The organism is Actinomadura sp. 9N215, from assembly GCF_044326345.1.
Lineage (GTDB): Bacteria > Actinomycetota > Actinomycetes > Streptosporangiales > Streptosporangiaceae > Spirillospora.
The window spans coordinates 65,067-89,626 of sequence record NZ_JBIRBA010000015.1 but is presented as its reverse complement, the minus strand read 5'-3'; the positions used below and the strand labels follow the sequence as shown (position 1 = coordinate 89,626).

Here is a 24,560-nt window from a genome sequence, read left to right as displayed (position 1 = left end):
TCCCTCGGCCGGGATCCGGTTCGTCCCCCTGGAGGGTACGGATCGTCCTCCGGCCGGACGATTCCCCAGATCACCGACCTTTCATACGCTGACGGCCATGGACCTTCGACGGTGGGGCCCGGACCGGCTCGCCGGCCGGTGGGGCCCGGACCGGCTCGCCGGCCGCCGGTGGCACTGGGTCGCGCTGGACGTGTTCGTCGCCTACGTCTCGGCGACCATCACCATCGGGGACTCCGACGTCACCGCGTCGCCGTTCCACGGGCCGGTCGTCGTGCGCGCCGCCGCCGTGGTGTGGTTCGCCGCGATCGCGGGGCGCAGGTTCGCGCCGGCGACCGCGCTGTGGGCGTCGGCGGCGGCGACCGTCGCGACGGCCCTCGCCGGGCACCCCCTCACCAACCTGTCGGCGGCGTCCGCGCTGGCGCTGACGATGGTCGCTCAGACCCGGCCCCGTCCGCGCGCCGCGCAACTCGCCGCCGTCCCGGTCGTTGCGGCGCTCGCCGCGCTCGCCACCGAGAACACCGAGGCGTTCGTGCTCGGCGCGTTCCTGCACGGCGGCGCGCTGCTCGCCGGGGACGCGGCCCGCTCGCGCTGGCAGGCGGCCACGGCGCTGCGGGAGCACGAGGCCGAGCGCGCCGCGGCGCTCCGGCGGCGCGCCCTCGCCGACGAGCGCGCCCGGATGGCGCGCGAACTGCACGACGCCGTCGGACACGCCGTCACGGTCATGGTCACGCACGCCGGGGCAGCCCGCCTTTCCCTCGGATCTCCCGGAACCGAGGGCGACGGGCACGCGGACGTCCGCCGCTCGCTGGGCAGCATCGAGGACGTCGGCCGCGCCGCCCTCGGCGACCTCGACCGCGTCCTCGGCCTCCTGGACGAGGCCGAACCGCCGAACCCGCCCGACCTGGCGGCCGCGCTGCGCGGCCTGGTCGCCGGTCTCCCGCCCGGCCTGCGCGCCGACCTGGCCGTGGACGGCGACCTGCCCCCGCTCGGGGAGCCGGTCGTCCAGACGCTGTACCGGATCGTCCAGGAGTCGCTCACGAACGTCGTCCGGCACGCCTCCGCCGGGACCGTCCGGATCCTGGTGGACCGCGCCGGGGACGACGTACGGCTCACCGTGACCGACGACGGCACCGCCATCCCGGGCCCGTCTCAGCCGTCCGACGTGCGGGGAGGGGCCGCTCGTGGGCTCGCGGGGATGCGGGAGCGCGCCGCACGGCTCGGCGGGACGTGCCAGGCGGGCCCCGCCCAGGACGGCGGCTGGCGCGTGGAGGCCCGCGTCCCCCTCACCGCGCGGGCCGTCGCGTGATCCGGGTCCTGCTCGCCGACGACGAGGAGCTGATGCGCGGCGGCCTGCGCATGATGCTCCAGACCCAGCCCGACATCACCGTCGTCGCGGAGGCGTCCGACGGCGCGCAGGCCGTCCGGAGCACCGCGGCGCTCGCGCCGGACGTGGTCCTCATGGACGTCCGGATGCCCGTCATGGACGGCGTCGCCGCCACCGCCGAGATCACCGCGCGGCAGCCGGCGTCCCGGGTCCTGGTGCTGACCACGTTCGAGCTGGACGAGTACGTCTTCGCCGCCGTCCGGGCGGGTGCCAGCGGCTTCCTGCTCAAGCGCACCCCGCCGGAGACGCTGATCGAGGGCGTCCGGACGGTCGCGTCCGGCGAGGGCCTGCTGGGCCCGTCGGTGACGCGGCGGCTGCTCGCCGAGTTCGCGCGCACCTCGCCCGCCCCGCCGGACGCCGGGGCGCGGCGCCGCCTGGACCGCCTCACCGACCGCGAGCACGAGGTCCTGCTGCTGATGGCGCGCGGCCTGTCGAACGCCGAGATCTCCGCCCGCCTCCACATCGGCGAGGCGACGACCAAGACGCACGTCAGGCGCATCCTGGCCAAACTCGACCTTCGCGACAGAATCCAGGCGGTCGTGTTCGCCTTCGACAACGCCCTGGTCTCTCCGCGCAGCTAGCAGACCCTCGCCCCACCGCTCGATCCGCACGGCCGATAGATCCGCACCCCCGGCCAACCCACACGACCAGCCAACCCGCACAGCCGAACAACCCGTACAGCCGGTCAACCCGCGCCGCCGGCCAACCCACACGGCCGGACAATCCGCACGACCAGCCAACCCGCACGACCGGTCGATCCGCGCCGCCGGTCAACCTGCACGACCGGACAACCCGCGCGACCGGTCAACCCGCACAGCCGGACAACCTGCACGGCCGGACAAGCCGCACGGCCGGTCGATCCGCGCGGCCGGTCGATCCGCGTGGGTGGTCAACGGGGTGGGGAGGGCCGGTGCGGCCCGCCGGACGGGGCGCCCGCGGGCGAGCCGGATGGAGGTGGGCTTGCCGTCACCGGCTCGGTCTTCTGGGCGCGCTCGTTGTAGGTCTGGCCTGGCTTGAGCGGCGTCCCCTGGAAGAGCTCCGACACCGTGACGAGCGTGAATCCGCGCTTCTTCAGGCCGTCCACGACTTTCGGGATGGCGTCGACGCTCGGCTTGTGGATGTCGTGGAACAGGACGATGCCGCCGCTCCGCGGTTCCTTGATCCCGATCTTGGTGTCGCGGCTGACGCTCCGGTGCCGCCAGTCGAGCGTGTCGACGCTCCACAGGATCAGGGGCATCCCGATGGCACGTCCGACCTGCTTGTTCGTCGCCCCGTAGGGCGGGCGCATCAGCGTCGGCGCGACGCCGGAGGCGTTCTTGACGGCCTGCTGCGTCCGCTGGATCTGCGACCGCACGGCGGCGGGCGGCAGCGTGGTGAGGTTCGAATGGGACCAGGTGTGGTTGGCGACCTCGTGGCCTTCCATGGCCATCCGCCGCACCACGTCCGGGTGGGCGTGGACGTTCTCGCCCAGCAGAAAGAACGTGGCGCGGGCGCCGCCGGCCTTGAGGGTGTCCAGGAGCCGTGCCGTGTAGGGGCCGGGCCCGTCGTCGAACGTCAGCGAGACGCACTTGGCCCGGTCGCAGTCGATCCTCCTGGGCGGGGGCGGCGCCGGGGGCCGCTTGGACTGGGCCTTCTTCCCCAGCGCGGCGTTCTCGCCGGCTGTCCGCGCCCGCTTCTCCTCAGGGCCACTGCATCCGGCGCCCGCGGCGCTTCCGGCGACGAGCAGGAGCCCGGCACCGATAACGGCGATTGTCCTAATCCGCACCACGCACCCCCGAACGTGTCGCTCGGGCGGCTTCATACCCTCCGTCACCAAAGCAACACATGCCGTCAAAGTGTGGATCTTGCGGATCGTCCTCCGGACGGCGTGCGCATGCCCTCCCATCATGCAAACCGCGTCCGGACGGCCGGACGCCGGGGTCGCCCGATGTGGGTGTACGGCGCGTCACCCCGGGACGATGTCCGATAAATTACGACAGTGAATTGGGCCGTGACGACGTACGACTCCGCCTTCGGGTACGTCTCCGCGCACGGTGCGCCCCTGGTCGACCTGCTCGATCCGCAGCCCGGCGAACGGGTCATCGACCTCGGGTGCGGCACCGGGGCGTTCACCGCGGAGATCGCCGAGCGAGGCGCCGAGGTGCTGGGCATCGACGGCAACCCGGACATGGTCGCGCAGGCGACCGCGATGCATCCGGGGCTGTCGTTCGTGCTCGGCGACGCCCACGACTTCACCGTCGGCGAGTCGTTCGACGCGGTCGCCTCGAACGCGGCCCTGCACTGGATGACCCGCGACCCCGATGCCGTGATCGGACGCGTCCACGCGTCGCTGCGGCCCGGCGGGCGGTTCGTCGGCGAGCTGGGCGGGGCCGGGAACTGCGCCGAGCTGATCGTCGCGATGCAGACCGCCTGGCGGGTGTTCGGCCTCGGCGAGCCGGACCTGCCCTGGTACTTCCCGACCCCCGCCGAGTACGCGACGAAGCTGGAGGAGGCCGGGTTCACGCTGCGGCTGCTGGAGCACGCCGACCGTCCGACCCGGATGACCGAGGGGCCGAACGGCGCGGCCGACTGGGTCCGCGCGTACGCGGCCACCGCGCTGGCGGACGTCCCGCCCGAGCTGGTCGATCCGCTGCTCGCCCGGGTCAATGACCTCGCCGCCCCGGCGCTGCGCCGCGAGTCGGGCTGGGTCGCCGACTATGTGCGGCTGCGGTTCGCCGCCGTCCGCAAGCCGGACGGCGCCGCCCCGATGCCGACCGGCCCGATGCCGTCCGACCCGCAGCTCTGACCCCGGGGCCGCCCGCCCTAGGGTTGGGGGCATGTTGCGGCTGTACGACCATCGCACCGGGCAGGCCGAGCCGTTGCCCGCCGGGCAAGGCCTGCGCGTCCAGGTCCTGGACGGGTCGGGACACCGCGTCCCGGTGGTCGCCGACCTGCTGCGCCGTGTCGCCGAACGGGCCGGACGCCGCGTCCGCGTCGCGTGCACCCCGCCCCTCACCGCGGACGCCGCCCTGGCCGACTCCAACGTCGCGTCGTTCGAGCCGCTGGACGTCCCGATGGCGGACGCCGACGTCTATGTCGCGAGCGAAGCCCGCGAGGACGCGCTCTGCCTCACCGTGGCGCGCGAGACGGGCGACGGCTGGACGGCGGCGTCCACGTCCGTGGACGGGCTCGCAATGCGCCTCACGATGCTGCAGGTCCCCTACCGGGAGCCGCTGGAACTGTCGGAGGCGAAGGTGTCGCAGGCCGCCGAGCGGCTGGACAGGTGGCGCGGCAAGGTCGCGGAATGGGCCACGGCGCCGGGACGTCCCATAAACCGCGCGTACGCGACAGAGGCGGAGACCGCCCTGGCGGACGACCTGGACAGCCCCGGCGCGCTGGCCGTCCTCGACCGGATCGCCGCCGACGCGGACGTGCCGCCGGGCGCGAAACTGGAGACGTTCATCCACCTCGACCTGCTGCTGGGGCTGAATCTGGTCTCCGCCATCGGCAGCGCCTAACCGCCTATCCGCCTAACCGACCGCCCGACCGTCTAGTCGCCCGTTCAGTCGTCTTTCCGTGCGTCGATCTCGATGAGGGCGCCGTCGGCCAGCAGTTCGGCGATGGATCGGCGGAACACGTGAGCCGTCCCGCCGCCCGGCTCGCCGAACCACGGCACGGCCGTGCCCGTCAGCGCCTCCACGGGCCGTTCGAGCCGGTAGACGTGGTACGGACGGTCCTGCCATTCGCGCGGCAGCGACCGTCGCGGATACGGCGTGCGCGCCGCGTACGTCACGTTGCCCTCGGAGCCGCCATAGCGGTCCACTTCCGTTCCTGCGGACAGTTCCATGACGTGGCGGTCGCGCAGAAGGGAGAGCGGGGGTTCGCCCTTGAGCGGCTCGAACGGACCCTCCTGGACGGTATGGCGCGGGTCGATGAGGAGACATCCGAGCAGATGCGCGGCGGCCTGTTCGGTGTCGTCGAACGTGATCTCCTTGCGGCGCTCACCGTCGCGCTGCTGGAACACCGACCAGCGGTCTCCCTCTGGCAGGAGGCACCAGACACCCTCTGCGGTGTCGTTGATGCGGTACGCGGCGCGATCGACGCGGAGCTGGTCCAGACGGTGTTGGAGGGTGCTCGTCCAGTCGGGTTTCTGTTCGGTCAGGACGCGTTCAGGCACCGCCCCGCCTGTCACGGCCGCGTTAGCGGCGTTCATGGTGTCGTCGTCGACCGCAGGCACCTGGAACCCGTTGGCGCGTATGTGCGCCACCAGATCGGCTTCTGGCGCGACACCATGCTCAATCAGGTAATAGGCCACCGCGCCTGACCAGACCCATGTCCCATCGGTGTGGAACGTGAGCGGCACGGCTGCGCCGCGTGCGGAATCGAGCCTGTCGGGCGCGTTGGAACGGGCCGCCATGACGATCGGGCCCTGCCGCAGGTATTCGGTCACGCGTTCCACCTCGTCCGGCGGGACGGGCGGACGCGACACGGCAGGACGGGCGCCGTCCGGCCCGGCGTGGTCGAAGATCCGCGCCCGGCGGAGCCCACCCGGCGGCGGAGGAACCGGCACGTCGGCGACCGTCTCCGGCTGGGTGCGGCTGCCGAGCCGCTGCGCCATCCACTCCGGGACCTCGTCGCGCGGGAACCGCTCAAGCTCCCGCCTCATGTCGGCGGACGACGGCTCGGAATCCCAGTGCGGCTCGTCGTCGTGCCGGAAGCTCGCCCGGCAGCGCACCTCGCCGTCCTCGTACACGACCTCGAAGTCGATCCGGGACCAGGTGGACCCCTGGAACGCGTACGTCCCGGCGCGGAGCCGGTCGAGGAGGCCCGCGGTGGCGGCGGGCGCCGTCCAGGGCGACACGGCGCCGTCCGCGCGGTGGCACGTCATCGCGGGGAACTCCACGTGCCCGCCGACCGCCTGGTAGTACCCGGAGATCGTCCGCCACAGCGGCGGCGCGTGATCGGCGATCACGATCGTGACCTGGTTCGACAGCAACTCCATCTGCTCGACCGGATTCATCGGCACCGGGTCGGCCACGTCCGCGGGGGCGGGTTCGCGACCGTTCAGCCGGTCGCGCAGCCAGCCCGGCACGTTCGCGCCGTCGCGCGGCAGGACGATCTGGTCGCGCCGCCAGTAGTCCACCGGGATCGGCGGATCCCACAGCGGATCGAAGTCGTAGTTGTACAGCGGCCGCGCGGACTCGGGCTCGATGATCGCGACCATCGAGAACCAGGTGCCCTGCTCGGACAGGTAGTGCGCGCGGCGCAGGTCCATCAGCAGCCCGGTCAGCTCCTGCGGGACGGTCTCCGCCGTCACCGTCTTGCCGTCGCCGGTCAGCACGGTCAGGGCGACGTCGTTGACGGCGACGGTCGCGATGCAGTGCAGGTCGATCCGCCGCCATCCGGGCGGCGCCATCCGCCGCGCGAACGCGACGACCTCGCCCTCGATCTCCGCGATGCGGTCGTTCTGCCCCGTCACGCCAGGCGTCCCTCCGTCCGATCAATGGCACCTGTCCGGCAGATTAACCGCACTGATCACCGGATTGCGGAGCGGCCCGAGCGTCCGCGACGCTCGCGGGAGGCTAAGTTCGTATGTCGTGTCGACCGCGGTTCCGGAGTCGCCGGCCCCCGCCGCCCCCGAACCACCGATTCGGCGGCGGCGTCGGCGCCGCGCCCGCTCGCTGATGGCGGCGGCCGTCGCGGTCATCGTGTTGGTGTGCGCGGTCGTCGGCGGGATCGGCTGGTACTTCGCGGGCGTCGCCATCGAGGTCGACCACAGCTCCGGCTATCCGCTCACCATCGTGGCCACAGGGAACGGCACGGTCACGCTGCCCCGCGACGAGGCGACGGAGCGTCCGGGAACGTGGACGCTCGCCTGGAAGGACGGACGCGCCCTGCTGGGCCCCATCACAGGCGGCGACGACGAGCACGTCGTACGACAGGTCTCGTCCATAGTCGAAGGCACCTTGGTGCAAGGCTCCCCCGCGACAATCGACCATTGGGTGTACGACGGCGACCCGAAGAGAGCTCTCGGACTCGATTTCCAGGACGTCACGTATCCGTCCAGGGCGGGGCCCATGCCCGCATGGTTGATTCCAGGTACGTCGCCCAAGAGCACATGGGTCATCGGCGTCCACGGACGGAATGCGGACAAGGCCGAGACGTTCCGCGCCATGCGGGCCGTCCATGCGCTCGGTCTGCCGATGATGTCCATCGCATATCGGAACGATGTAGGCGCTCCACAGTCCAGCGACGGGAAGAACCACCTGGGCGACACGGAATGGCATGACGTCGTCTCCGCCATGGGCTACGCACGCGCGCACGGTGCGACGGGCGTCGTCCTGTACGGGTGGTCGATGGGCGGAGCGATGTCCATGCGGACCCTCCGTGAAGACTCGTCGTTCATCAGGGGCGTCGTCCTGGACTCCCCCGTCCTCGACTGGAGCGCCACCTTGGACAAGCAAGGCGACGCCCGCAATCTCCCCGGCTTCGTCACGAACGTCGCCAAACGCGTCCTGGAGTGGCGCATCGGCATGGACCTGTCCGACTTCGACCAGCGCCGGTACGCGCCGAGGCTGCGCACACCGGTACTCCTGTTCACCGCCGACGACGACGCCACCGTCGACAACGGCTCCGCCTACGCCTTCACCAGAAAAGCCCCTCCCGGCATGGTCACGCACATAGCCACACCGGGCGGCCACACCGAGTCGTGGAACGTCGACCCCGCCGCCTACGAGAACGCACTCAGCGCCTTCCTCAAGAAGGTCGCCTGACCTCCAGCAGCGTCTTGCCGACCGTGGCACGCGACTGGATGGCCCTGTGCGCGTCCGCCGCCCCGTCCAGCGGGAAACGCTGCCCGATCAGCGGCCGCAGCCTCCCCGCAGCGGCCTCGGCAAGGGCGCTGAGCGTGAACTCCCGCAACTCCTCCGGCGTGGCCGTCGCCCGGACGAGCGTCACGCCCCGCTCCGCCGCGTCCTCCTCCGGGACACCGGCCCACTCGCCGCTCGACAGCCCGAAGCTGACCATCCGCCCACCCCTCCTGACCAGCGTGAACGCCTCGCGCGCCACCTCGCCTCCGACACCGTCGAGCACCACGTCCACCGCCTCCGACGCCTCGGCCCAGCCGGGCTCGGCGTAGTCGACGGCCTCGTCCGCACCCAGCCCGAGCGCCACCTCAGCCTTGCGCGCACTCCCGACGGCCGCGACGACCTCCGCGCCCGCCGCCTTCGCCAGCTGGACGAGCAACGTCCCGACCCCACCGGCCGCCGCCTCCACCAGCACCCGCTCCCTCGGACGAGGCCGCACCGCGTTCAGCATCATCGTCGCCGTCCGCCCGTCCGCCAGCAGCGCGACGGCGTCGTCGAGCGCCAGACCGTCCGGCACCTCGAACAGCCCGGCGGCGTCCACGACCGCCAGCTCCGCGTAAGCGCCCGAACCCCCCGTACTGCTCACCACCCGCCGCCCTGCGAGCCCGCGATCGACCCCCGGCCCGACCGCCGCCACCACGCCCCCGACCCCGTTCCCCGGGATCACCGGCGGCTCCACCCGCACCGGACCCGGACCGGCCCCCGCCCGCATCTGCGTCTCCACGAACGTGATGTTGACGAACTCGACCGCGACGAGCACCTGCCCCTCGCCCGGCACCGGATCCGGCGCCTCCCCCGGCACCAGCACCTCCGGCCCACCGAACTCCTTCAACCACACCGCACGCATAAGAACCCCTCCCATCACGGCATTCACCTGAAGCGTGCTACCTCAAGCCCAGTCGAGGTCAAGGCGCCCCCAACGAATCCCTTTTCTCGCCACACGCGCCTCTGTAAGCTTCTGCGCGTATTCCGCCCCGTTGTCGGCTGCCCCTCAGGGATGGCGATGCGCGCCCGGTCAGTCAGTTCCCCCGCACTGGGATTCGTTCTGACCGCCTGCCTCGTCGCCGGTTGCGGCTCGTCCGGCTCGTCCTCCAGCGGCGAACTGGCCCCCAACGGCTCCCTCAACGACGGCGCCCCGGCCGCCTCACCCGCCGCCGCCCCGCCGTCCAGCATCCCGCCACAGCAGCTTTACAAGACGATCCTTGAGCGCTACCGCGCCTACCAGGCCGCCTACAAGAAGGCCTACGAGACCAACAATCCCGCCGAACTCCCCACCTTCGCCATGGACCCGCTCCTCAGCCAGGTGACCAAGGACGTCGAGGCCACCAGGGCCAAGGGCGAGATCTGGCGCTTCACCAACACGTTCAACCCCCGCGTCTACGCCCGCGCCAAGGACAGCACGAAGATCTACGTCATCGACTGCGTCCGCACCCTCGCCGCCTACCGCTACTCCGCGGACACCGGCAAGCGGACGGGCGAGGTCCCCGGCGGCGCGTACGTGTACCGGGCCACGGTCCAGTACGACTCCGGCGCCTGGAAGGTCGCCGCGAACGTTCGGGACCGCCCATGCTGACGACCAGCAGGGAAGGACGCGACATGTCCCCGCACCCCCCAACCGGACGACGAACGGCCACCGCGGCGATCATGGCGACCGCGCTGGTCGCACCTTTGCTGATCGCCGTTCCGGCGCAGGCCGCGCCGTGCAGCAAAGCGAACAAGAAGCTCGGGACCTGCAACCTGGTGATCCGCAAGCCCGGCACGGGAGGGGGCGGCGGCGGAGCCGGCGGAGGCGGGGGCAGCAGCGGTCCCGTCCTGCCGCCTCCGCCGGAGGGGCTCACCGCCGACCAGGCACAGGGCTTCGTACCGGCGCCCGGCGGCGCGGGGCCGCTCCAGGCCGCGCCCGCCACGACGGCCGACCTGGTCGCCACGGCACGCGCGGCGACCACGTTCCCCACACCCGTCGTGCACACCGCACCCGCGAACAAGACCTACGTGCGGCTGCGGACCTCCCTGTGGGTGGAGGGCTTCGGCAACGTGCAGACCGACCCGATCACCCTGGACGGGCAGACCGTGCAGCTGATCGCGACGCCCAAGTCCGTGACGTGGGACCTGGGCGAGAAGAAGGTCGTCTGCGACGACGCGGGCAGCAGGGACGGCAAGACCTGCAACTACAGGTACCGGCGCTCGTCCGCCGCGCAGCCCGAGGGCTCGTACAAGATCACGGCGACCGTCAACTGGGACGTCAGGTGGACGTGCGACGGCCCGGGCTGTGACGCGCCCGGCGGCGATCTCGGCGCCAACCCGGCGACCTCCGCGCCCACGCCGCTCGTCGTCAGCGAGATCCAGACCAACACCGGCCAGTGATCTCGCGCGAGCATCGGCTGCCCGGATTCGTCGAGCTGGCCGAGCTCGGGACAGGGGCGCAGGGCGAGGTCGTGCTCGCACGCCACCGGTCGGGCGGCGGACCGGTCGCGATCAAGTACCTCGCCGCCGAGCTGCTCGGCGACCCGGCGGCGCGGAACACGTTCCGCCATGAGGCGCAGCTCCTCAGGCGGGTCGTCGATCCCCACGTGGCGCGGCTGCTGGACTACCGGGAATCGCCCTGGGGTGCGGCGATCATCCTGGAGGCGGTGCCCGGTCGCTCGCTCCGCAAGGTGCTGGACGAGCACGCCGGGCCGATGGCGGCCGAGGCCGCGCTGGTGACGCTGAAGGGCTCGCTTCTCGGTTTGGCGGCGGCCCACACCGTCGGAGTCGTGCACCGCGACTACAAGCCCGCGAACGTGCTCGTCCAGGACGACGGGCGGAGCAAACTCATCGACTTCGGCATCGCCGTCCTGATCGGCCAGGGCGGGCAGGCGGGGACGCCCTCCTACATGTCGCCGGAGCAGTGGACCGGTGAGCCCGCCTCACCGGCGACCGACCTCTACGCGGCGACCTGCGTCTTCGTCGAATGCGTCACGGGCGAGAGGCCCTTCCGGGGCACGACTCTCGCCGAGTTGAGGGCCGCGCACACCACAAGCCCGGCCCCGTTGGACAAGGTGCCCGAGCCCCTGCACCCGTTGGTTCGACGTGGACTGGCCAAGCGCCCCGCGGACCGGACGCGGAACGCATACGAATTCGTCAGCGAACTTGAGGCCGTCGCCGTCCGGACCTATGGCGCCGAGTGGGAGCGGCGCGGCCTGATCGCGCTCGGCGCCGTGGCCGCGACGGTCGCCACGGCCATTCCCTTGACGATGCTCGGAGGCGCGCTCCTCGCACCCGGGGCCGCCTCAACGGCGGTGGGCACCGCCGCTTCGGGTCTGGCCAAGACGGGCCTCCCCGTGTCCAAGGGCTTCTTGGCCAAGGTCGGCGGCGCGAAGGGGGCAGCGGGCATCGGCGCCGTGGGTGCGGGCGCCGTGATCGCGGCGTGGTTCTTCTGGCCCGGCCCGGACGTCGGCGGGACGAGCCGCGCCGGAGTCCACGCGTACTTCAAGAAACCCGGCGTGCTCCTCGGCCAGGCCAACATGCCCGCCGCCGAGACCCCGTACATCGACCTCCAGTTCACGCTCACCCCCGCCAGGGCGAAGACCGGCACGGAGGTCCGCCTCGTGGGCCGGTTCCGGGCGCGGACTCCGGCAGGCGTCTACTACCCGCCGAGCGGTGGACGTCAGTGCTTCGGAGTGAAGGGGAACCCGCCCAAGACCAACGCGTACAAGTGGTCCATCGGCCTCGACGAAGACCAGCTCGACGCCAAGGACTCGGATGTTCTGGGCTTCTACCCGATACCGCCGCTCAAGCGCAAAGAGATCCCGCAGAAGGCGACGAACGCGATCACCCTCCCCGTGACCAGCGACACGACCGGCGAGCGGCAGCCGTACGTCCCATCGGAATGCGCCAACCTGAGCAGCTGGACGACGACGTACCGGATCGTCCTTCCCGACCACGGGCTGCTGCCACCCGGCAGGTACCTGGTGACCCCGTCCGTCCCCATGAAGATCACAACGGCGGTGCGGGAGGGGACGGCGATCCCTCCCGAGTCGGCGGGCGCCACCATCGACGGAACCCTGCCCGTGATCGAGGTACTGGACGGCTGAACACGCGCGCCCTCATGACCGGCGGCGCGGGCGGGCGGCGGGGGGGTCAGATGGCGGAGCGGCAGCGGCCTCCGTCGGCGGCGACGCGGGCGCCGCGTTCCGGGTCGCGGCCGGTGATCACCACGTCCGCGCCACCGGCGGCCCGGCCACCGCGTGGCCCAGGCCACCGATCATGCCGGAGCCGGTGACCAGCGCTTTCTTGTCCTGAAGTCCATGGGTTCATCCCTTGTCGGGTCGGTGGGCGGTGCCGGCGGCGAAGGCGGATTAGCGGGTCGCGGCCGCCGCGTTCCGGATCCAGCTGCGGAACTCGACCGCGAGGTGTTCGCAGTGTCCCTCGATCATCGAGTCCGGGGCGGCGGACGGGTAGATGATGCGCACCACCACGTCCGCGCCGGTGTCGGTGTCCCGTGCCTGGTGCAGCGCGTACGCGAAGGGCGTGCCGTCGTCCAGGCTCAGCAGGGCGTTCATCAGCGTCGCCGGGTAGGACGGATCGAGGTACGCGCTGACCGGCGGGGGCAGTTCGCGCGCTACCGCCACCTTGAACCGGGTGAGGTGACCGCCGATCGTCTCCACCATGCCGCCCGTGTAGTCCGGCGGCTCGACGTAGTGCTCGGGGTGGGCGTTGAGGAGCAGCACCTTGTCCTGGAAGCGGCCGGTGGCGGTCTGCGACCGGAACCAGCCGGCCAGGTCGGTGCCGCTGAGTCCGCGTACGGTGAACTCGGTGCGCGACTCCCGGTACGTGCCCCCCGAAGCCTCCACGAGCTCCCGGTGGAAGCGATCGCCGGCGTCGATCTGCTCGGCGAGCAGATCCATCATCACCTGGCCGTCGGCCACCGTCTTCAGGTTCTTCAGGGCTCGCCGTGCGGCCTTCAGCTCCCACCGATCCACCGCCGACTCGTCGAACGTGGCGCCCAGCGTGCGCACCGCGACCGTCACCGAGGGAGACGGCTGTGCGCCGGCATCGATCCCCATCGCATCCCCTTTCTTGATCCGGGCAACCGCACCCGCGGCCGTCGCGGTGCCCGGCCCGGGGGTGTGTCGACCCATGTCACGGGCCTGTCCGGGAGTGTAAGATGCACTCATGCATCTTGCAAGGGGCGAGCCGGCCCGCGCCCGTCGCCGGCACGGCGCGGAACTGGAGGCCGCGCTGCTCGACGCCGCATGGGACGAACTGACCGAACGCGGATACGCGGCGCTCACGTTCGACGCGGTCGCCCGGCGTGCGGGCACCAGCCGCCCGGTCGTCAACCGCCGCTGGGCCACCAAGGACGTCCTCGTCCGGGAGGCCATCGCGCGGGCCAACGATCGGTTCACACTGGTCGATCCCGATACCGGCTCCCTGCGCGACGACACCATCGCCCTGCTCGAACAACTCAACGAGGCGTTCGTCGCGTTCGCCGCGGTGATGACCGCACGGCTGGCCACCTTCTTCGAGGAAACCGGAACAAGCCCCGCCGAGCTTCGTGAATCCCTGGTGAGTGGGAGATGGCCGCTCATCGAGTCGGTGGTCAACCGCGCCGTCGAACGAGGGGAGATCGATGCCTCGAAGGTGACTCCGCGCATCGTGAGCCTGCCCTACGACCTGCTCAGACACGAAGCGCTCATGAACGTCGAGCCGATGTCGCCGGCAGCCGTCCGGGAGATCGTCGACACCATTTTCCTGCCACTGGTCGTCTGAGCGGAGCAGTCCGGGATACGCCATGACTTCCTAAATTGAGCGCGAAGCGACTGCCAAAACGCCCCTAATGGCGGTGCAACCGGCATCAATGGGAGATGTCACTTTCTGAAGTGCTTTGATTACTTCGAGTGGCCAATTGGGGAGTCGTCATGTCTTACAGGCATCTCGTCGGCGGCGTCGCTGTGCTGGGCGCCGTCGCCGCCGGAACGTTCGCCGTCGCGGCCCTGCCCGCGCAGGCCGGTCCGGCGCAGGCGGACGCGGCGCAGGTCAGGGCGGGGCGGACGGTCGTCGGGGCGGTGGGCGGCCGCGGCTGGCCGGTGGATCATGTGCTGTCCAACCGGTCGCTCACCCGCGCCACCCAGGAGCTGGTGAAGTCGGCCAAGCGGCGGGGGGACCAGCGGGTGACGATGGTCATCATGGAGCGGTCGGGGGTCATCCGGCTGGTCGTCAGGACGCGCAAGGCGGGCCCGCAGACCTACGAGTCGGCCAAACGGAAGGCGTACACGGCCGTGGCCTTCGGTCAGCCCACCAGCGCGCTGACCGGGAACGAGACGATCAAGCAGATTCCCGGCACGCTCGTCCTCCCCGGAGGAGTGCCGATCCTGCACAAGGGCTTCCCGATTGCGGGCATCGGCGTCGGCGGCGCACCCGACGGAAGGATCGACGAGGCCATCGCCACGGACGTGCGCGCGGCCATGGCGCACTGAGCGGAAGAGTCTGGGCTCGGCAGGGCGGCCCGGACGGCGGCCTGGCGCTCCGGGACGTTCATGAGCCGCGCGAGAGCCACGCGCGAGGTCGATCGAGGCGATCCGCGAACCCCGGCCGGGCGATCCGCGAATGCCCGGCCGGGGTGTCCCGGTCGGGCGTTCGCGGGCGCGGCGCGCGCCGGTGATCGCGTCGCCGTGTTCCCGGGGCGGGCGGGTGGTCCCCCTACGTCCGGGTTTGGCGATATGCGCGCTGGGCCGCTGAGGGGTTCGGAGGGCGCTGGTAAGATCTCGGCCGATGCGTGGGCGGATGGGTACGACGAGCCCAGGATTGCCGCCCCCGGCGTGACGCGGCCGAGGTCCGGTCGGCACAGGATTCTGTCCGCCCGCACGTCCCACAGTTAGGGTCCCGGTGTTGCTCTCCCCGCTGCTCGATCGCCGTCCCACGGCCGGGGCCGTGGTGGACGCGGTGAAGGGGAACCGGCTGTTCGCCGCGGTGCTGGCCGCCGGGATCGTGCTGCGTGTGATCACCGTGCTGGGCTTCCAGGGCGTGCTGTGGTTCAACGACAGCTACGACTTCGTGCGGATCGCCAACGACCCGTTCCCGCATCCGCTGCGGCCGTCCGGTTACGGGATCTTCCTGTGGGGGCTGAAGCCGTTCCACAGCCTGGCGCTGGTGACGGTGCTGCACCATGCGGCGATCGTCGGGCTGGCGGTGGTCGGCTACCGGATGCTGGTGCGCGACTTCGACGTGCGGCGGGTGTGGGCGGCGGTGGCGGTCGCGCCGGTCCTGCTGGACGCGTACCAGATCGAGCTTGAGCATCTGCTGCTGTCGGACACGCTGTTCACCGTCCTGGCGCTCGGGGCGATGCTGCTGCTCGCGAAGCCCGGCGCGACCGGGTGGCAGCGGGCGGCGCTGGTGGGGACGCTGCTCGGCGTGGCGGCCGTCACGCGGACGGTCGGGGTGCCGCTGTTCCTGATCGCGGTGCTGTACCTGCTGGTGCGGCGGACGCGGTGGCCCGCGTACGTCGCGCTCGCGGTGACGTTCGTCCTGCCCGTCGGGGCGTACGCGACGTGGTACCAGCAGGAGCACGGCCGGTTCGGGATGACCGGGGTGGACGGCATCTTCCTGTGGGGACGGACGGCCGCGTTCGCCGACTGCGACGCGTTCACGCCGCCCCCGGACATCGCCAGGCTCTGCCCGCACGGCCCGAAGGACGACCGGCCCGCCTCGTCCCACCAGATCTGGCGGGAGGGCTCGCCGACCGGGTGGTCCAACGGTGAGGCGTTCGACGAGAAGACCAACGCGGACGCGCAGCGGTTCGCGCTGTGGGCGATACGGAACCAGCCGCTCGACTACGCGCGGGTGGTGTCGTACGACTTCTTCGTCCGGACGTTCTCCTGGAACCGCAGCCGCTACCCGACCGTGGGCACCGAGGCCCGGTACCACTTCCCGACAAAGCCGACCGCGCAGAAGCCGGACCTTCCCGTGCTCGGCGGCGGTGACCGGCGGACGGTGGTGCGTGAGTATTCGCATGGCACGGGACGCACCCACATCGTGGACCCGTACGCGGGCGTCATGCGCGGCTACCAGGAACACGTGAGCGTGCCCGGCACGGTGCTGGGCGGCGTCCTGCTAGCCGGACTGGCCGGAATCGTGTGGCGGCGGGCGCGCGCGCGGACGGCGCTGTTCTGGACGTCGAGCGTGATGCTCCTGGCCGTCCCGCCCATCACCGTGGACTTCGACTACCGCTATCTGCTGCCCGCGCTGCCGTTCGCGTGTTTCGCGGCGGCGATGGCGTGGGGACGCAGCGTCCCGTCCGGCCGGTCGAAGGCCAAGCCGGTGCGGGAGACGCCGGACGAGAAGGAACCGCAGCCCGCAACCGCGAACTGAGCACGACCACGAACCGAGCGCTAACGCGAACTAAGCCGCCGGACGGGGTTAGAGGCCGAGGCGGGCGGCGGCGACCTTTTTCGGGACGACCATGCGCCACGCCTCCACGACCAGTTCCTGCATTTCGGGCTCGTCGAGCGCCTCCGTCCAGGCGTGCACCCAGTTGAAACGCAGGTCGGATTCGCGCGGCAGGTGGAATTTCGCCGGCTCCGACTCGATCAGCGCGTCCCGCTCCACCTTGGGGAACGCGAAGCCCATCACGGTCTCGTCCTGCGAGAAGGCGACGTATACGATCGCGCCGACGCGGAACTTCACCTGGTCCCTGATCAGGTGCTCGGAGGTGCGCGGAAGCGTACGGGTGAGCGCCCGCACCTGGTCGACGGTGATCATCCTGTCCTCCTGTGGCCGTGGCCGCAGGGCCGCGGTGTCCTCAGCACAGCATCACACACCGCATGATCTTGATAGATTTCCGTGACGAGGGGGCGGTCGTGAACGAACTGGTGCGCTGGCAGACCGAGAACGGGACCGTCGTCGTGGAGACCGACGACCGCGAGCCCGGGTTCGCGTCGGTGTCCCGCACGGGCGGGGTGATCCACGACGCGGCCGGGAAGTTCGAGGACGCGTTCCAGCACGTCAGGGACGCGGCGGAGGCGGCGCTCGGGGCGCTGCGCGGCGGTGACCTGAATCCGGACGGGGTCGAGCTGGAGTTCGGCGTCAAGCTGAACGCGGCGGCCGGGGCCGTGATCGCCAAGACGTCCGTCGAGGGGCATCTCAAGGTCAAGATGATCTGGGGCCGGCCGGGAACGGGAACCGGGGCCCCGGAGGAGGCGTAGCCGGGTGGACGGCTGGCGGGGCCGGGTGGACGGCTGGCAGTGGCGCGCCTGGGTCGGGCATCCGGCGGGCGGGAAGCTCGGCGCCGCGTTCCTCGTCACCGCGACACGGCTGCTGACCTGCGCGCACACCGTCCAGGGGCTGGACGAGGCGCACGTGGGGTTCCCCGGGCTCCGGGAGGGGCTGCCCGCCAGGGTCGTGTGGCGCGGCGGATGGCGGCGCGAGGGCGACACGGGCGACGTCGCCGTCCTCGAACTGCGGGACCCGGTGCCGTACGCGCCCGCCCGGCTCGCCGCGCCCGACGACCTGCACGAGCGCACCCTGCCCGACGGGAACCCGGGCGGCCGGACGTTCGGCGTCTGCGGCTTCCCCCGCCGGTTCGACCGGAACGAGCGGCACGCGACCGTGACGACGTCGCCGTTCCGCGCGATGCGGCAGGAGTGGTGGGAGCTGAAGACCGGGGCGGGCGAGTGGCTGGAGGAGGGCTACAGCGGGTCCGCCGTGTACGACACGTCGACGGGCGAGGTCATCGGCATGGTGACGAACGCCGAGCTCCGGGACGGCGACCGCGCGGAACTCGGCTGGATGCTGCCCGTCACCAGCATCCGGGAGCACTGGGAGGAGCTGGACGACCTGCTCCCGCACCGGTGGTCGACCGCCGAGGCGCGGCGCGAGCTGCGGGAGCTGCTGGACGGCGTGCGCTTCACCGAACCGCTCGGCGCCGACCTGGAGCGGGCGGTCGGCCGCCGGACGCTTCGTGAGTTCCGGTCCGCGTGGGCGTCGGTGCGGTACGTCGCGGAAGGGCTCGCGGAGGAGCGGCTCGCCCGGTATCTGGCGGCGCTGGGGCGGCATCTGCCGGACGAGCGGCGGCAGCGGCTCGCCGGGTGGTCGGCGCGGCATCTGCCCGGCGCCGCGCCCGCCGGCCCCGGCCCTGGCCCGGGCGCGGCGCGTCCGGGACCGGCCTCGGTGATCGTCCGGTTGGAGCGGGTGACGTTCGACAACGCCTTCGACGTCACCGTGCACACCTGGATCGACGGCGCCGAAGGGCCGTCCAGGCGGACCGTGCGCGTCCCGGAGCGGCGGGTGCGGCAGGCGGTCGAGGAGGGCGTGGCGGCGCTCGCGCCCGAGCTCTTCGGGCACGACTGGATGATCGAGTTCGCGGTGCCGGAGGGCTGGCTCGGCAAGCCGTTCGAGCAGTGGCACGTCGACCCCCGCAACAAGATCCCGATGCGCCGGTATCCGGTGGTCGTGCGGGACGTGGAGCGGCTGCGCCCCGACTCGATCCGCCGCGACCAGGCCCACCACCGCTGGCGGCTGCTGAACGCGCGCGGCCGCAGCGACCCGCACCCGATCCCGTGCGACGAACCGCGCAAAGGCATCGAATTCCAAGACTGGCTGGAAGCACATGTCGATTTCTGCGTGCTCGTGTATGGGTCGCGTCCGGTGAAGAGCCGATTGACGGCCGCGCTCAACAACGGCATCCCGGTCATGCTGTGGACGCGTACGCCGTGCGACGGGCCGTCCCACGGCGACTGCCGCGGACACCGCGTCCTCGACGAGCTGACCGCCGCCGTGGGCGACAAACACCCCGGCGACCTGCCCCAGGTCGCGCTCGCCCTACGCAAGGAAGCGCTCGTCGCCCCCAAAGACACGCCGCACTGCGGACGCGACCTCACGCTGCTGTGGGACGATCCGTCGCGGCTCCCCGATCCCCCACTCGCCATGGAGGTTTAGGTGCCCGACTGGCTGCTCTACACAGGGAGCCGTCGCCCGCACGACGGCATCGACCGGCTGCCTCCACCGCCGCCTTGGCGCGCGTTCGACGGCGAGCCCGTCCTGCCGTTCCCGTCCGGCTCCTCGGGTAACGCGCACCAGGCGACCACGTACCGTCCGTCGGACGACGCCGTACAGCAGGTCAACGCCGCCTTGTATCTGCGTCGTCCGCTCCTGGTGACGGGCCCGCCCGGTACGGGGAAATCAACGCTCGCGTACGCGGTGGCCCACGAACTGAGGCTGGGGCCCGTCCTGCACTGGCCCATCACCAGCCGCACGACCCTCCGCGACGGCCTCTACCAGTACGACCCCCTGACCCGCCTCTACGCCGCCGGACGAGCCGAAGCCCCCTCCGAGGAGGACATCGGCCGCTACATCCGCCTCGGCCCCCTCGGCACCGCGCTGCTCCCCTACGGGCGTCCGCGCGTCCTGCTCGTCGACGAGATCGACAAGAGCGACATCGACCTGCCGAACGACCTGCTCACCATCTTCGAGAAGGGCGAGTACGAGCTGCCGGAGCTGACCCGCCGCGCCGACCCGTCCGCCGACGTCCTCACCGCCGACGGACCGTCCTCCAGCCCCCACCCACCGCCATCCAAAGGACGAGCTCCGCTCGACGGACCGTCCTCCAGCCCCCACTCCCGCGTCACGATCACCGCCGGGACGGTCCGCTGCAACGCGTTCCCGCTGGTCGTGCTGACCAGCAACGGCGAACGCGAGTTCCCGCCCGCGTTCCTGCGCCGCTGCGTCACCGTCGAGCTGCGGCAGCCCGCGGGCGAGGCGGAGCTGTCCGCGATCGTCCGCGAGCACCTGGGGCCGCTCGCCGACCAGAGCGACGACCTCGTCCGCCGGTTCTTCGAGCGCTCCACGTCCGGCACCCTCGCGACCGACCAGCTCCTCAACGCCGTCTACCTGTGCCGCCACGCCGACACCGAAGACCGCAGGACGCTCGCCGACCGCATCATGCCGTACCTGTCGGAGCCCATCGATGACGATTGACCGCCTCCGGGAGGCGCTCACCGCCATCGGTCCGCCACCGGACGCCCGCGAACTGAGCGAGATGCTATGGCTCGCCTGCCACATCTCACCTCCCGCCGAGCAACGTCCCAGCTCGCCGGTCCCGCCGACACCTCGGCAGGAGCCCGCCGAACCTCCTCCTCCGCCCCCGTCGCCCGCCCCGGCCCCGCCGCCGCCCGCGCGCGAGCCGCTCACCCGGCTACATCCCCGTCCCGCGCCCGGGGCCGAACCGGTCGGCGAAGCGGCGGAGGTGCTCGTCCCGACCGCGCCGATGCTGGCCGACCCGCTCGGCGTGCAGCGCGCGCTCCGCCCGCTCAAGCGCCGCGTCCCGTCGCGGCACCGCTTCGAGCTGGACGAGGACGCCACCGCCGCGCGCATCGCCGACACCCGCCTGTGGACGCCCGTCCTCGTCCCGTCGCCCGAACGCTGGCTGAGCCTGAGCCTCGTCGTCGACACCGGCCCCACGATGCGGCTCTGGCGCCCCCTCGCCCGCGAGCTGGCCGAGACGCTCCTCCGCCAGGGCGCGTTCCAGGACGTCCACACCGCCTTCCTCGACACCACCGGCGGCATCACCGCGACCCCGGACGCCCCGCGCCAGGACCCCGGCACCCTCCTGGACGCCTCAGGCCGCCACGCGGTGCTCGTCCTGTCCGACTGCTCCGGCCCGCACTGGTGGAACGGACGCGCCGCCCAGGCCGTCCGCCGCTGGGCACAGACCGGACCGACCGCGATCCTCCAGCCCCTGGCCGAACGCCTCTGGCGCCGCACCGCCGCCCCAGCCGCCCCCGGCCTCGCCTTCCTGCCGCGCCCCGCCGCACCGAACACGGGCCTGCGCTTCACCCCGTACGACGGCGTCGCCTCACCCGGTGTCCCCGTGCCCGTCCTGGAACTGGCGCCCCGCTGGTTCGGCGCCTGGGCCCGGCTGGTCTCCGGCTCCGGCCCGCAGCCCGCCGCCGTCGCGACGTTCGCGTCGCGCCCCTCGGGGACGGCCCCGCTCCACCGCGAACGCGAGCTGCCGATCGGCGAACGCGTCCGCCGCTTCCTCGCCACGGCCTCCCCGGACGCCGCCGAACTCGCCGCCCATGTCGCGGTCTCCGTCCCGTCCCTGCCGGTGATGCGCCTCATCCAGCACCGCATCCTCGGCGGCTCGGGCCCGGGACAGCTCGCAGAAGTCCTGCTGAGCGGCCTCCTCCGCCCGACCGGCGGCGTCCGCTACGAGTTCGTCCCCGGCGCCCGCGACGCCCTCCTCGACACGCTCCCCCGCCCCGAGGCCCTGCACACACGCCGCGTCCTCGAAGCCGTCTCCGCCGAGATCGAACGGCGCGCGGGAACGTCCGCCGACCGGTTCCGCGCCCTCCTCCCCGCCGGCGGCGGCCCGCTGACCCTCACCGCCGACACCGACCACTTCGCCCTCCTCACCCCCCGAACCCGCACCCACCTCACCCCCACCCCAATACCGCCTCCGAGCGACCCCGACCTCCTCAACACCCCGGAGAGCGAACTTCTCGGCCAGGAGTGGGAACGTGGCCCGCGCCCGACGTTGCTCGGCGTCGTGGACGACGGCGCACCGGTGTGGCTGGTGCCCTTCGGCGACGTCGACAGGCCGCATGGAGAGATCGTCGGCACCTGGGCCGCCCGCAGGGGGCTGGTACGTACCCTCGTGTTCAGCCTCGCCCTCAGCCACTCGCCGGACGTCGTGACCTTCTGGTTCTCCGGCTTCGCCAAGGGCGCCGCTGCCGTCGGCCTGGGCGGGCTGCCTCACATCGTCGGCGATGTGCCCCGCTCGACGTCGAAGTCACCGGCGGTCGCCCGGCTCCGGGCCGACCTCGAAACCGAGCGACGGCGCCGCGCGGCGATCCTGCGGAACGCGGGGACATCGACCTGGTTCGATTACCAGTCGGACATCGCCGGGGGACGCCGTCTCGAACCGCTTCCCGCCCTGATCGTGATCCTCGATGAACCCAGGCTCTCTCTGGCGGCTTGGAACGACCTGAGCGCACCCCTCGCCCGGCTCTGTGAAACAGGACCGGCCCTGGGCATGGAGTTCGTCTTCTGCTCGTCAGAGGATCGTCGCTGGCCGGCTCGGCTCACCGAGTCCGTCTGGTGGCGGATCACCGCCTCTGGCAGACAGGACGACGCCATCGCGTCCCTCCACATCATCGGAGAGAGCATCCAGGACTACCTACCCGCGCGCATATCACGCAGGGCCGGCGACCGCATTCTTGAGGAAATCCTCCAACGCCTCCAGAGCACGAACAGGGGCACATCGCCGGACGAAACCGCACCGGCGCCGGTAGACCGGACAGACGGATCAGCCGAGCCGAGGGCGCCGACTCCGTCCGTCCCCGAGCTCGACGTCTTGAGGCTGAACAGCGGCGGGCTCGTCGGGACGTTCGAGGAGAGGTGGGCGCTTCCCGCGTCTGATCCCCGGGATCCGGCCATCGGCCACGACGCGGATGGGAACATCGTCACGCTCTACCCGCTCGACGATTCGTCGGGTCTTCCGCACGGGCTGGTCGTCGGCGAGACCGAGGCCCGGCAACGCGTCGTCCGCGCGATCACTTTCGCGCTCGCCGCGAATTACTCCCCCTCGGACGTCAGACTCGATTTCGCAGGGCTGGGCGAGAATCCCCTCGGGGAGCACATCGACCTACCGCACATCGGCTACTCCGACACCGAGTTGCTCGGTCGCCCGGACGCGCTCGATGGGTTCATCGCGCGCCTTAGGGACCAGTTGGACGCCCGGGCCACGGCGCCATTCCCAGAGACTTTGCCGCGACTGCTGGTGGTAGCGGATGTGTCGCTGACATTCCCGTCCAGCAGACGCGACGTGGGTGAAACGCTGCTCTCCCTCGCCCAGCGGGGCAGGGCCCTCGGCGTACAACTGCTGCTCGCTGCGACCACCGTCGAGGACACCACGATCTGGAATCGTTTCCTACCGCTCCTCGGCTGGCGGATCGCGGCGAGCCGCCTGCCGCCCGCCGAACTCCGGCGCGTTCTCGGACGTGCGAGTCTCCCGTTCGCCGACGACCGGACGGCGTATCTGCTGGCAGGAGGCGGTACCCCGCGCCCGTTCACCGTCGCGAACGAGCCCTCACAAGCCGTCGTCGACGACTTCATCGAACGAAGCCGAAGCCGACCTGAGCAGACCACGTCCACTCCTCACCGGCTCACACTCGACCAGGACGTCGAAGACGAATCGATCATGGACCTGCTCCGGGAGCTCTACCTTGAGGAGGCCGACACGTCGCTGTCGCCGGGAGGAGGTTCCCGCCATCTGGTCATCGAGGGCTTGGGCCGAACCCGAATGCTCAGGGCGGCTGAACTGTACGGGCTGATGCTCCGGAGCCTGGGGATACTGCCCGACGGCGAGGTGCGCGAAGTACCCGTGTTCCATCCATCGGGGCGTCCGGTGAGGGAGACCAGGTCGATCCGCGACTTGTTCGACGAGAGTCGCGGCGGAGTTCTGCTCCTTCACCTGAAGCACATGCGTCCTCTGCGCACCCGCACCGGAATCCACGCCATGCTCGGGGCGATGGACGACCACGGCGACAACCCGACCGTTGTCATCTACGGAAACGCGGATGAGGTGGCCGCGTTCCGCCGGATCGACCCGCTCCTCGCCGATCGGTTCCGGTGGATCGTGGATCGCGGTGGGTCTCGGCCGTCGCGACCTCCGGCGTCGGAAGAACGGATATTGATCGGCGTCGACGAGTCGGGCGAGCCCGTCCTGCTGGATTTCGAGGCCGATCGGCATCTTCTGATCATCGGACCGCCGGGCTCCGGGAAGGCGACTTTGATGCGCCGGCTCATGGAAGAGATCGCCAGGCGCGAGCGCGGCCAGGAGAATCGGATCTTCTTCGTGGACAGGGAGCCGCCCCCGCTCCCCTCGCATCCGGGGTTCGCGGAAATGTTCGGCATCCGGTACACCGACCTCGACGGAGCGGTCGATTCGCTCGTGCTCGAGGTCATCGAGACGGCACACCGGCGAGCGCGGGCGTCAGATCGCGGGCCGTACATGTTCATCCGGAACCGAGACATCGGAGGATGGCCGTCGAGCCTCCTTCTGATAGCGCGGAGCGGCGAGTTCAACGTGCACCTCGTGGTGTCGCAGGAGTCCGGCTCCGACGAACGGTCACGTCGGCTGGTCGAGATGACGCGCGAGCTCTCGGCCCCGGCGCTGCTGCTGGGCCACAGCGGGGGCCGGGACGCGGACCTGTGGCGCCTTCCGGAGGATCTGCGGGGCCCCATCCCGCGGGGCCACGCCATCCTGGTGCGCGGCGAGACCCGCACGCTGATCCGGTTGCAGGGTCGTCCTGACCGTATTGGATCGGTCAGTTCATAACGTGTTACGGTGCGGG

At 71.6% G+C, this 24,560-nt stretch carries 20 protein-coding genes; 15 read left to right on the top strand and 5 right to left on the bottom strand.

Annotation, left to right across the window (positions count from 1 at the left end; genetic code table 11):
• The first annotated feature begins 97 nt into the window (after positions 1 to 97).
• Complete coding sequence (locus ACH34T_RS24190) at positions 98 to 1,306, top strand: sensor histidine kinase (RefSeq protein WP_396023183.1); 1,209 nt, start codon at positions 98 to 100, stop codon at positions 1,304 to 1,306.
• Complete coding sequence (locus ACH34T_RS24185) at positions 1,303 to 1,965, top strand: response regulator (RefSeq protein ID WP_396023182.1); 663 nt, start codon at positions 1,303 to 1,305, stop codon at positions 1,963 to 1,965. The genes ACH34T_RS24190 and ACH34T_RS24185 overlap by 4 nt, the downstream gene beginning before the upstream one ends.
• Before the next feature lie 308 nt (positions 1,966 to 2,273).
• Here the strand turns inward: ACH34T_RS24185 and ACH34T_RS24180 are convergent, their stop codons facing one another.
• A complete protein-coding gene (locus ACH34T_RS24180) occupies positions 2,274 to 3,149 on the bottom strand; it encodes a polysaccharide deacetylase family protein (protein ID WP_396023181.1) in 876 nt (291 codons plus the stop codon).
• Between the two features lie 225 nt (positions 3,150 to 3,374).
• Between ACH34T_RS24180 and ACH34T_RS24175 the strand changes: the two genes are divergently transcribed.
• A complete protein-coding gene (locus ACH34T_RS24175; RefSeq protein WP_396023180.1) occupies positions 3,375 to 4,169 on the top strand; it encodes a class I SAM-dependent methyltransferase in 795 nt (264 codons plus the stop codon).
• A gap of 31 nt (positions 4,170 to 4,200) precedes the next feature.
• Positions 4,201 to 4,881 carry a hypothetical protein gene (locus ACH34T_RS24170; protein ID WP_396023179.1) on the top strand — a complete coding sequence of 227 codons (681 nt, stop codon included), beginning with the start codon at positions 4,201 to 4,203 and terminating at the stop codon, positions 4,879 to 4,881.
• A gap of 44 nt (positions 4,882 to 4,925) precedes the next feature.
• On the opposite strand, the gene ACH34T_RS24165 is transcribed toward ACH34T_RS24170, so the two are convergent.
• On the bottom strand, positions 4,926 to 6,842 hold the full coding sequence (locus ACH34T_RS24165; protein WP_396023178.1) for a TNT domain-containing protein: 1,917 nt from the start codon (positions 6,840 to 6,842) through the stop codon (positions 4,926 to 4,928).
• 118 nt (positions 6,843 to 6,960) lie between these two features.
• Between ACH34T_RS24165 and ACH34T_RS24160 the strand changes: the two genes are divergently transcribed.
• On the top strand, positions 6,961 to 8,136 hold the full coding sequence (locus ACH34T_RS24160) for an alpha/beta hydrolase family protein (protein WP_396023177.1): 1,176 nt from the start codon (positions 6,961 to 6,963) through the stop codon (positions 8,134 to 8,136).
• Here ACH34T_RS24160 and ACH34T_RS24155 read toward each other — a convergent pair.
• Complete coding sequence (locus tag ACH34T_RS24155) at positions 8,120 to 9,091, bottom strand: zinc-binding dehydrogenase (protein WP_396023176.1); 972 nt, start codon at positions 9,089 to 9,091, stop codon at positions 8,120 to 8,122. The genes ACH34T_RS24160 and ACH34T_RS24155 overlap by 17 nt on opposite strands.
• 141 nt (positions 9,092 to 9,232) lie before the next feature.
• Here ACH34T_RS24155 and ACH34T_RS24150 point away from each other — a divergent pair, with 141 nt between their 5' ends.
• Genes ACH34T_RS24150 through ACH34T_RS24140 form a run of 3 tightly spaced genes read left to right on the top strand, consistent with a single transcriptional unit; the run spans position 9,233 to position 12,302 of the window.
• Positions 9,233 to 9,802: a hypothetical protein gene (locus ACH34T_RS24150; protein ID WP_396023175.1), complete on the top strand. Its 570-nt coding sequence runs from the start codon at positions 9,233 to 9,235 to the stop codon at positions 9,800 to 9,802.
• A gap of 23 nt (positions 9,803 to 9,825) precedes the next feature.
• Positions 9,826 to 10,593, top strand: coding sequence for a hypothetical protein (locus ACH34T_RS24145; RefSeq protein ID WP_396023174.1), 768 nt, complete (start codon positions 9,826 to 9,828; stop codon positions 10,591 to 10,593).
• The gene (locus ACH34T_RS24140; protein WP_396023173.1) at positions 10,590 to 12,302 is read left to right on the top strand and encodes a serine/threonine-protein kinase; all 1,713 of its coding nucleotides are present in this window, start codon (positions 10,590 to 10,592) and stop codon (positions 12,300 to 12,302) included. The genes ACH34T_RS24145 and ACH34T_RS24140 overlap by 4 nt, the downstream gene beginning before the upstream one ends.
• A gap of 264 nt (positions 12,303 to 12,566) precedes the next feature.
• Here the strand turns inward: ACH34T_RS24140 and ACH34T_RS24135 are convergent, their stop codons facing one another.
• Positions 12,567 to 13,274 (bottom strand): hypothetical protein, encoded by a 708-nt coding sequence (locus ACH34T_RS24135; RefSeq protein WP_396023172.1) that lies wholly within the window; start codon positions 13,272 to 13,274, stop codon positions 12,567 to 12,569.
• A gap of 109 nt (positions 13,275 to 13,383) precedes the next feature.
• Here ACH34T_RS24135 and ACH34T_RS24130 point away from each other — a divergent pair, with 109 nt between their 5' ends.
• From ACH34T_RS24130 to ACH34T_RS24120, 3 genes are all read left to right on the top strand, one after another.
• A complete protein-coding gene (locus ACH34T_RS24130; RefSeq protein ID WP_396023171.1) occupies positions 13,384 to 13,980 on the top strand; it encodes a TetR/AcrR family transcriptional regulator in 597 nt (198 codons plus the stop codon).
• A gap of 149 nt (positions 13,981 to 14,129) precedes the next feature.
• Complete coding sequence (locus ACH34T_RS24125) at positions 14,130 to 14,687, top strand: heme-binding protein (RefSeq protein WP_396023170.1); 558 nt, start codon at positions 14,130 to 14,132, stop codon at positions 14,685 to 14,687.
• Between the two features lie 412 nt (positions 14,688 to 15,099).
• Positions 15,100 to 16,578 (top strand): hypothetical protein, encoded by a 1,479-nt coding sequence (locus ACH34T_RS24120; protein WP_396023169.1) that lies wholly within the window; start codon positions 15,100 to 15,102, stop codon positions 16,576 to 16,578.
• A 48-nt stretch (positions 16,579 to 16,626) separates the two neighbouring features.
• Here ACH34T_RS24120 and ACH34T_RS24115 read toward each other — a convergent pair whose 3' ends face one another.
• Positions 16,627 to 16,968: an MmcQ/YjbR family DNA-binding protein gene (locus ACH34T_RS24115; protein ID WP_396023167.1), complete on the bottom strand. Its 342-nt coding sequence runs from the start codon at positions 16,966 to 16,968 to the stop codon at positions 16,627 to 16,629.
• Between the two features lie 62 nt (positions 16,969 to 17,030).
• Here ACH34T_RS24115 and ACH34T_RS24110 point away from each other — a divergent pair, with 62 nt between their 5' ends.
• The 4 genes from ACH34T_RS24110 to ACH34T_RS24095 are packed head-to-tail and all read left to right on the top strand — an operon-like array spanning position 17,031 to position 24,544.
• Entirely contained in the window at positions 17,031 to 17,411 is a 381-nt protein-coding gene (locus tag ACH34T_RS24110) for a CU044_2847 family protein (RefSeq protein ID WP_396023166.1), read from the top strand.
• A 4-nt stretch (positions 17,412 to 17,415) separates the two neighbouring features.
• Positions 17,416 to 19,143 carry a trypsin-like peptidase domain-containing protein gene (locus tag ACH34T_RS24105; RefSeq protein ID WP_396023165.1) on the top strand — a complete coding sequence of 576 codons (1,728 nt, stop codon included), beginning with the start codon at positions 17,416 to 17,418 and terminating at the stop codon, positions 19,141 to 19,143.
• Entirely contained in the window at positions 19,144 to 20,181 is a 1,038-nt protein-coding gene (locus ACH34T_RS24100) for an AAA family ATPase (RefSeq protein WP_396023164.1), read from the top strand.
• Positions 20,171 to 24,544: an SAV_2336 N-terminal domain-related protein gene (locus tag ACH34T_RS24095; RefSeq protein ID WP_396023163.1), complete on the top strand. Its 4,374-nt coding sequence runs from the start codon at positions 20,171 to 20,173 to the stop codon at positions 24,542 to 24,544. Before ACH34T_RS24100 ends, ACH34T_RS24095 begins: the two co-directional genes overlap by 11 nt.
• Positions 24,545 to 24,560 lie beyond the last annotated feature (16 nt).

What these genes read in the sequence shown, in the direction of transcription:
- ACH34T_RS24190 (WP_396023183.1), top strand. Translation starts at nt 98, where the DNA reads ATGGACCTTCGACGGTGGGGCCCGGACCGGCTCGCCGGCCGGTGGGGC.
- ACH34T_RS24170 (WP_396023179.1), top strand. Translation starts at nt 4,201, where the DNA reads ATGTTGCGGCTGTACGACCATCGCACCGGGCAGGCCGAGCCGTTGCCC.
- ACH34T_RS24155 (WP_396023176.1), bottom strand. Translation starts at nt 9,091, where the DNA reads ATGGGAGGGGTTCTTATGCGTGCGGTGTGGTTGAAGGAGTTCGGTGGG.
- ACH34T_RS24150 (WP_396023175.1), top strand. Translation starts at nt 9,233, where the DNA reads ATGCGCGCCCGGTCAGTCAGTTCCCCCGCACTGGGATTCGTTCTGACC.
- ACH34T_RS24145 (WP_396023174.1), top strand. Translation starts at nt 9,826, where the DNA reads ATGTCCCCGCACCCCCCAACCGGACGACGAACGGCCACCGCGGCGATC.
- ACH34T_RS24135 (WP_396023172.1), bottom strand. Translation starts at nt 13,274, where the DNA reads ATGGGGATCGATGCCGGCGCACAGCCGTCTCCCTCGGTGACGGTCGCG.
- ACH34T_RS24130 (WP_396023171.1), top strand. Translation starts at nt 13,384, where the DNA reads ATGCATCTTGCAAGGGGCGAGCCGGCCCGCGCCCGTCGCCGGCACGGC.
- ACH34T_RS24125 (WP_396023170.1), top strand. Translation starts at nt 14,130, where the DNA reads ATGTCTTACAGGCATCTCGTCGGCGGCGTCGCTGTGCTGGGCGCCGTC.
- ACH34T_RS24115 (WP_396023167.1), bottom strand. Translation starts at nt 16,968, where the DNA reads ATGATCACCGTCGACCAGGTGCGGGCGCTCACCCGTACGCTTCCGCGC.
- ACH34T_RS24110 (WP_396023166.1), top strand. Translation starts at nt 17,031, where the DNA reads ATGATCTTGATAGATTTCCGTGACGAGGGGGCGGTCGTGAACGAACTG.
- ACH34T_RS24095 (WP_396023163.1), top strand. Translation starts at nt 20,171, where the DNA reads ATGACGATTGACCGCCTCCGGGAGGCGCTCACCGCCATCGGTCCGCCA.